Here is a 6992-nt window from a genome sequence, read left to right on the forward strand (position 1 = left end):
GAATGGGATAATTTCATATATTAAAAATGGTAGGTTACTCCTACCATTTTTGGCATGGAGGAATGAAGAATGAAGTTACTCAATTATATCGGTATCATATTGATGGCTATAGGGCTATTCATGGGATCCTATTATGCTGTGGAATGGTATAAAGGAAGAAGCTCTGCTGGGCAATTAACGGCAGAAGAAATAAAGAGCCTTAAAAATATACAAGATACTCAACTTTCTCATGAAACACCTGTAACTTCTCAAGTGCCTTCTTCTCAAACAGAACATAAAGAAGGAGAAAAGGTAGCGATGTTAAACATACCGAAAATAAAGAAGAAGTTTTCTATATATTGGGGAGCAGATGATACGACTTTGAAAAAAGGAGTGGGTATGTTCGTTAGTGATTTAACGACAACTCCATCTGGAGGGGGACATACTGTACTGAGTGGACATCGAGATACTGTATTTACAGATTTAGAAGAGTTGAAAGAAAAGGATACCCTTGTTTTAGAGTATGATAATAAAACGTACACATATGAAATTCAAAAGACATGGATTACTCATGCGGATGATCGTACTGTTATTATAAAAAAAGAAGAACCGATATTAACACTGACAACTTGTTACCCATTTGATTATATAGGGGATGCACCAGATAGATATATTATCGAGGCGAAGTTAACTGGCAGTTATTCAAAGTGAAATTATAGTTTCTGAAAGCGAGAGGGGGATATATAAGTGATGTCAAAAAACATTTTAATTGTTGAAGATGAAGACATATTACGTGAAATATTAAAAGATTATTTTTTAAGTGAACAATATGTAGTGTTTGAAGCGAGGGACGGGAAAGAGGCTTTAGTTGTATTTGAAGAAGAAGAGGTTGATTTAGTTATTTTAGATATTATGTTGCCAGAACTCGATGGATGGTCTGTTTGCCGAAGGATTAGGAAGACGTCCGAGGTGCCTATTATTATGCTGACGGCGCGCGTAGATGAAGATGATACGTTACTTGGTTTTGAACTTGGAGCAGATGACTATGTGACGAAGCCGTATAGTCCTCCAATTTTATTAGCAAGAGCGAAACGATTATTAGAAAGTAGAAAAGCATCGAAGAAACCTTTAGAGAACGAAGATGATACGTTATCGATTCATGGCATCCATGTCCATTTTCCGTCGCGTACTGTTACTATTGATGAGGCAGATGTTAGTTTAACGCATACGGAGTTTGAAATATTGGTGTATTTCATGAAAAATCAAGGAATCGTTTTAACGCGAGAGCAACTCATTTCAAGAATTTGGGGATATGAATTTGCTGGCGATGATCGAACGGTGAATAGTCATATTCGTAATTTAAGAAATAAATTAGGAGAGAAAGCAAAGTACATTACAACTGTAGTACGAACTGGTTATAAATTTGAGGGGAATATATGAGAAAAGGAATTGTACTAAAATTATTTACTCTTACAACAGCATTATGTATGTTGATTTTAGCGACGATATTTATTGGACAAACGATATTTTTTAAACAATATTATGCGAATCGAAAAGTGGAAGATATTAAAGTAAATTTAAATTCCTTTGAGAAGAATTATTTAAACTACACAGGAAACGTAGAAGGAATTCAGAAACTTGAGCAAGACTTTTTAAGAGAAAATAATACGTGGATTACGACATTAGATAAGAACGGGAATTTAAAACACGCAGATGATTTTTATTTTGAAGTAACGATAGATCGTAGGCAACAAAAGAGCTTTGGACAACAAATATTCAAAATTCCCTTAGGTAATCTCGTCAATATAGAGGAAATTGATAATAAATTATCAGAGCAGTTTTTAGGACAAGAAATTTATTTTTCTGGAGTGAGAAAAGAAGATAGTTTTATTCCATTCTCTTTTTCTTTATCTAAGCAGAATTTAAGCGGATCTAATAAACCGTTAGAAAAAGCATTTCAGGAGAAAATAAAATTAGATGAGGAGAAAAAGAGAGCGGCTGGGGAGCAACTTGCTAAGGAAAAGAAACCAGCTGTTCAGGAAGAAGCTGCTCAGGAATTAGGCGTTTACATAGGAGGACGTGTTACAAAAGTACAGTTACCAGATATAAACGGTCCTGTGAATCCAATTTATAAAAATAGCATATTTTTAGATAATATTAAGGGTTTTCAAACCGATTTATTATTAAAAGAAAGCAATAAAATACGATATACAACACAAACAATGGACTATGAAAAAAATGATATTAAATATAAATTATTAATGAAACCAATAAAAGAAAAAGACGGATCAGTAACATATATTTATGCGATGGCTTCTTTACAGCCCGTAGATGAAGCTGTACAAATGGTGCAAGATTATTACATCTATATCATTGCATTTGTAGTCGTTCTTATTTTTTTAGCTTCGTTCTATTACTCAAAACAAATTGCCAAACCGTTATTAAAAATAAATGATACGACGAAGAAAATAGCACAATTAGATTTTACAGAAAAAATACCGATTACTTCAAAAGATGAAATTGGAGATTTATCGAAAAATATTAATGTGCTATCAAATAAGCTCCATTCACATATTGGACAGTTAGAAGAAGATATTGAAAAGGAAAGAAAGTTAGAAAATACACGGAAAGAATTCATTTCTGGTGTTTCGCATGAATTAAAAACACCGCTAAGTATTATGAAAAGCTGTATTTCCATTTTAAAAGACGGGGTAGCTGAGCATAAAAAAGAGTATTATTTTCAAGCGATGGAGAGAGAAGTAGACAAAATGGATACTTTAATTTTGGATATGCTTGAACTAGCTAAATTTGAATCTGGTACATATAAAATGAAAAAGTCTTCGTTTTATATTGATACAGTAATTGAAGATATATGTGAACATCTATCTGTGGAAATAGAGAAAAAAGAACTTCATGTTCATAAAAATATACATTCATTTGAAGTGATTGCAAATCAAGGCCGGATTGAACAAGTCATCGTTAACTTCATTACGAATGCCATACGTTATACACCAAATAAAGAAGATATTATTATTTCTGCAATAGATGAGAAGGATTGTATAAAAGTTTGTATTGAAAATAAAGGTACTCACATTGAAGAAGAACAATTAGATAAAATTTGGGATCGTTTTTATCGCGTGGATACAGCTCGTCAGCGTTCACAAGGTGGGACGGGACTTGGGCTTGCTATTTCTAAAAATATTTTAGAATTACACGATGCTGAATATGGAGTGAAAAATACAGAAGACGGTGTATTATTTTACTTTTACTTACCGAAAAAAGCGTAGATAATGCATGCTACGCTTTTTTTAATTTATTTTCATATTATCTTTACCTAATCTTTATTTTTAAGCGATATAATCTGGTTAGAAAATGAGGTTATGTAAGGAGTCGATGAACCGTGCATAGCAATTGGCTAAGTATAATGGTATTTATTTTCTTTTGCGCATTTATTGTATTTTTAATTAATATTACGATATGAAAAAAGAGCGCTCATTAAGCGCCCTTTTTTTGTGTATTCATTTGATAAGCACTGATGCTTTTGAATAAGCGTGGGGAAGTGAGGAATAAAAATATAAGTAAAACTGTACATAAAATAAAAGAACCAAGCATTGTACTTCCATTTACGATTAATGAATATAACACAGCTGATTGCCCTTTCGGCGCATATTGTCCCCAGAAAATAATACCGGCAATAAAGTGACAGAAATAGCGAGCAAAGCTACCGACAAATGTAGCAAGGATAATGTAAACAAGGATTTTCTTACCATGGTTTTGTTTTGCTGAAGGTTGTTCATTGCGACTACCTAAACTTGAATGTTCTTCACTATTTTCATTAGACGTTAAAAGTGCTTTTTGAATTGGACGATAGAATAAGCCAGCAAATCCGATAAAAGCAAAGGCAATGAAGTACTCAATGAATGCTTGAACAGGTGTTAAAATGTAAGCATCCCCCACGACTATTTGTAATAGTCCCCAAACTAAACCACCTAAGAAAGCTGATTTAAAGCCCCAGCGGTAAGCAATAATAAAAATAGGAATCATAGCGAATGAGATAGAACCGCCTGTTGGAAGTTTAAGTGATAATGGTAAAATATCGATAATCATGGCGAAGGCTGCAAGAATAGCAGATTCGATCATCGCTTGTAAATTAGTGTTACGCATGTTGTCTCCCCCTAAATCCAAGTTGTACAAAAAAGAATAGATATCATAGGAGGATACGAAATACGTAAATAAAAATGAGGTATGTATTTCGGACGTTTGCACAATCCCTGCGTTAGCATTAACTAACAGGTTCGAAGGGTCGGAACGAAGTGTTCCCTCTCAGCGGCATGGCTCCCCCAGTGATAACGAGATTCTTTATTTGCTATTGTTTATTGTAAGCGAAATGGATGAGAATGGCAAACGAATACAGTATGACAATAATTGAAATAGAATTGTAGCGAAATGTTAATAAATATGAAGCAAAAGGGTATAGTACAAGAGAAATTGGGTGTGGTATAATTTTTTTGAAAATAATTATCATTCTCTTCTGAGGGGGAAGGTTATGAGTTTAGTAGATATTAAAATTGGAGAGAAAGTGTTAGTAAAAAGTATTCAGTCTTTAGATCAGCTATTAAAGCGTAGACTAGCTGCTTTCGGTCTTGCTGAAGGAAGCGAACTTCGCCTGAAACAGAAAGCGATGTTTAAAGGTCCTTGTACATTGGAGTGTCGTGGACAGTTAATTAGTATTCGTCATTGTGACGCGAAAATGATAAAGGTGGAATTAGCGTGAATAAGGTAGCTTTGCTAGGGAATCCGAATACAGGGAAGACATCATTATTTAATGCACTTACTGGTTCTTATGAATATGTAGGAAACTGGAGCGGTGTAACAGTAGAAAAGAAGGTTGGTAAATTAAAAGATAGACAAGGAACATTAATTGATTTACCAGGTGTTTATGATTTAAATCCAGTTTCACGTGATGAAGGTGTTGTAACAAACTTTCTATTAACAGAAGAATTTAATCATATGTTAAATATCGTAGATTCCTCGCAGTTTGAAAGAAATATGCATTTAACGTTGCAGTTACTTGAATTTGGTAAGCCAGTCTCAATTGGTTTAAACATGGTTGATGTGGCGAAGCAAAGAGGAATTGTCATTAATGTAAAACGATTATCAGAACTATTAGGTGTAACAGTCGTTCCTGTTGTTGCAAGGAGTGGAAAAGGCTGTGAAGAACTGCTTACGACTCTTAAAGAAAATGACAAAAAAGAGAAAAAGCCATTCCTTATTTCATATGGTGTACAAATGGATGAAGGAATTGGAGAAGTAATTGCTCTTTTAGAGACAGTGAATTACGAGCATCCGAGATGGTTAGCACTTCAATTTTTAAGCAATAACGAAGTAGTAGAAAAAGAAATGAAAGCATTACCAATTTATAAGGAACTCATAGCCATTCGATCTCGCTTAGAAGGAAAACTTGATTGTACGTTAGAAGAGCACATTTACAAAACTCGTGAAGCGTATATTGAAAAGTTAAAAACAAATGTTATGAAGCATGAGAAAGAAGGAAAAATTCCTTTTTCAGAAAAAATTGATAGATTAATTACACATAAAATTTTAGGACTTCCAATCTTTTTAGCAGTTATGTTTTTTATTTTTCAGGTTACGTTTACGTGGATTGGTACACCTTTATCTGATATGTTAGATGAGTTTTTTGGTGGCCAGCTTACGGATTGGGTGACGGCTGGACTTACAAGTATTGGAGCTTCTCATTTTATTCAAGCACTCGTTACAGAAGGTATTATTGCCGGTGTTGGTGCTGTATTAGTATTCGTACCACAAATCTTTGCACTATTCTTTTTCATTTCATTATTAGAAGACTCAGGGTATATGGCGCGAATTGCAGTTGTTATGGATAGAATTATGGAGTTTTTCGGCTTAAACGGAAAAGCTTTTATTCCGATGATTATCGGTTTTGGATGTAACGTTCCAGGTATTATGGCTGCGAGAACGATTGAACAGGAGAAAGAACGTTTACTTACCATTTTAGTAACACCATTTATGTCTTGTTCAGCACGATTACCTGTATATGCATTATTTGCGGGCGTATTCTTCCCGCATAGTCAGGCGACTGTTGTATTTTCTTTATATGTTGCAGGGATTGTTCTTGCGTTATTAGTTACAAAAATTATGTCTCTTACGATTTTGAAAGCGGAAAAGTCTATTTTCGTAATTGAATTACCTCCTTATCGTGTGCCACAAGCAAAAACGTTATGGCTGAGCACATGGGAGAAAGGAAAAGGATTTGTTCGTAAAGCTGGTACATTCATCTTCGGTGGTTCAGTTATCATTTGGTTATTAAACTATGCAGGTCCATCAGGATTTGGTGTTGATATGGGAGACAGTTACTTAGCGATGATTGGTGGATTTATCGCACCGCTATTTGCACCGCTCGGCTTTGGAACGTGGCAAGCTGCAGCATCCCTTTTAACAGGATTTTTAGCGAAGGAAGTTGTCGTTTCAACAATGGCAATTATTTATGCAGTTAAAGAAGATGTGCTTGGAAACGTAATGGGAGCACATTATACAGCATTATCAGCTTATGCATTTATGTTCTTTATTTTATTATACGTTCCATGTTTAGCGACGGTGGCTGTTATTAAACGTGAAACAGGATCAGCGAAATGGACGATTTTCTCAGTCGTTTACCCGCTTGTTGTTGCGTATGTATTAACGCTTATTATATACCAAGTTGGATCTTTACTAGGATTCTAAAAGGAGATGTATAATGATGGTCAATATTATAATTGGAGCTATCATTTTTGGTTATGCAGCATACACGTTAGTTAATTTTGTAAAGAGAAGTAAAAAAGGAAAATGCGCAGCATGTTCTTTAAGTAAGTCATGTCAGTCGAAAACTTGTAGTCCAGATATGGAACAAGTTGCTCATAATAAATAGAAAAAAAGCTTGTCGATTACGTCAAAGACTTTTTGTTTTTACTTTTTTAATTTTTTAACTTTAAGTTTAG

At 34.3% G+C, this 6992-nt stretch carries 7 protein-coding genes and 1 riboswitch; of the genes, 6 read left to right on the forward strand and 1 reads right to left on the reverse strand.

Features of this window, described 5'->3' with window-relative positions; genetic code table 11:
* Window positions 1-69 precede the first annotated feature (69 nt).
* Genes srtD through HMPREF1014_RS00385 form a run of 3 tightly spaced genes read left to right on the forward strand, consistent with a single transcriptional unit; the run spans window position 70 to window position 3266 of the window.
* A complete protein-coding gene (gene srtD, locus HMPREF1014_RS00375; RefSeq protein WP_000771590.1) occupies window positions 70-690 on the forward strand; it encodes a class D sortase, LPxTATN-specific in 621 nt (206 codons plus the stop codon).
* Between the two features lie 39 nt (window positions 691-729).
* Window positions 730-1419: a response regulator transcription factor gene (locus HMPREF1014_RS00380; RefSeq protein WP_009326303.1), complete on the forward strand. Its 690-nt coding sequence runs from the start codon at window positions 730-732 to the stop codon at window positions 1417-1419.
* Window positions 1416-3266 (forward strand): sensor histidine kinase, encoded by a 1851-nt coding sequence (locus HMPREF1014_RS00385; protein WP_001225358.1) that lies wholly within the window; start codon window positions 1416-1418, stop codon window positions 3264-3266. The genes HMPREF1014_RS00380 and HMPREF1014_RS00385 overlap by 4 nt, the downstream gene beginning before the upstream one ends.
* Before the next feature lie 208 nt (window positions 3267-3474).
* Here the strand turns inward: HMPREF1014_RS00385 and thiT are convergent, their stop codons facing one another.
* Window positions 3475-4143 (reverse strand): energy-coupled thiamine transporter ThiT, encoded by a 669-nt coding sequence (gene thiT, locus HMPREF1014_RS00390; protein WP_001246586.1) that lies wholly within the window; start codon window positions 4141-4143, stop codon window positions 3475-3477.
* Window positions 4144-4229: 86 nt separating this feature from the next.
* Window positions 4230-4331, reverse strand: a riboswitch (TPP riboswitch).
* 194 nt (window positions 4332-4525) lie between these two features.
* Here thiT and HMPREF1014_RS00395 point away from each other — a divergent pair.
* Genes HMPREF1014_RS00395 through HMPREF1014_RS00405 form a run of 3 tightly spaced genes read left to right on the forward strand, consistent with a single transcriptional unit; the run spans window position 4526 to window position 6922 of the window.
* Window positions 4526-4753, forward strand: coding sequence for a FeoA family protein (locus HMPREF1014_RS00395; RefSeq protein WP_000060512.1), 228 nt, complete (start codon window positions 4526-4528; stop codon window positions 4751-4753).
* Window positions 4750-6738 carry a ferrous iron transport protein B gene (gene feoB, locus HMPREF1014_RS00400; protein ID WP_001044851.1) on the forward strand — a complete coding sequence of 663 codons (1989 nt, stop codon included), beginning with the start codon at window positions 4750-4752 and terminating at the stop codon, window positions 6736-6738. Before HMPREF1014_RS00395 ends, feoB begins: the two co-directional genes overlap by 4 nt.
* 13 nt (window positions 6739-6751) lie before the next feature.
* The gene (locus HMPREF1014_RS00405; protein ID WP_000989600.1) at window positions 6752-6922 is read left to right on the forward strand and encodes a FeoB-associated Cys-rich membrane protein; all 171 of its coding nucleotides are present in this window, start codon (window positions 6752-6754) and stop codon (window positions 6920-6922) included.
* The last annotated feature ends 70 nt before the right edge of the window (window positions 6923-6992 follow it).

The sequence above is a fragment of the Bacillus sp. 7_6_55CFAA_CT2 genome (assembly GCF_000238655.1).
Classification (GTDB): domain Bacteria; phylum Bacillota; class Bacilli; order Bacillales; family Bacillaceae_G; genus Bacillus_A; species Bacillus_A cereus.

What these genes read in the sequence shown, in the direction of transcription:
- thiT (WP_001246586.1), bottom strand. Translation starts at nt 4,143, where the DNA reads ATGCGTAACACTAATTTACAAGCGATGATCGAATCTGCTATTCTTGCA.
- HMPREF1014_RS00385 (WP_001225358.1), top strand. Translation starts at nt 1,416, where the DNA reads ATGAGAAAAGGAATTGTACTAAAATTATTTACTCTTACAACAGCATTA.
- HMPREF1014_RS00405 (WP_000989600.1), top strand. Translation starts at nt 6,752, where the DNA reads ATGATGGTCAATATTATAATTGGAGCTATCATTTTTGGTTATGCAGCA.
- srtD (WP_000771590.1), top strand. Translation starts at nt 70, where the DNA reads ATGAAGTTACTCAATTATATCGGTATCATATTGATGGCTATAGGGCTA.
- HMPREF1014_RS00395 (WP_000060512.1), top strand. Translation starts at nt 4,526, where the DNA reads ATGAGTTTAGTAGATATTAAAATTGGAGAGAAAGTGTTAGTAAAAAGT.
- HMPREF1014_RS00380 (WP_009326303.1), top strand. Translation starts at nt 730, where the DNA reads ATGTCAAAAAACATTTTAATTGTTGAAGATGAAGACATATTACGTGAA.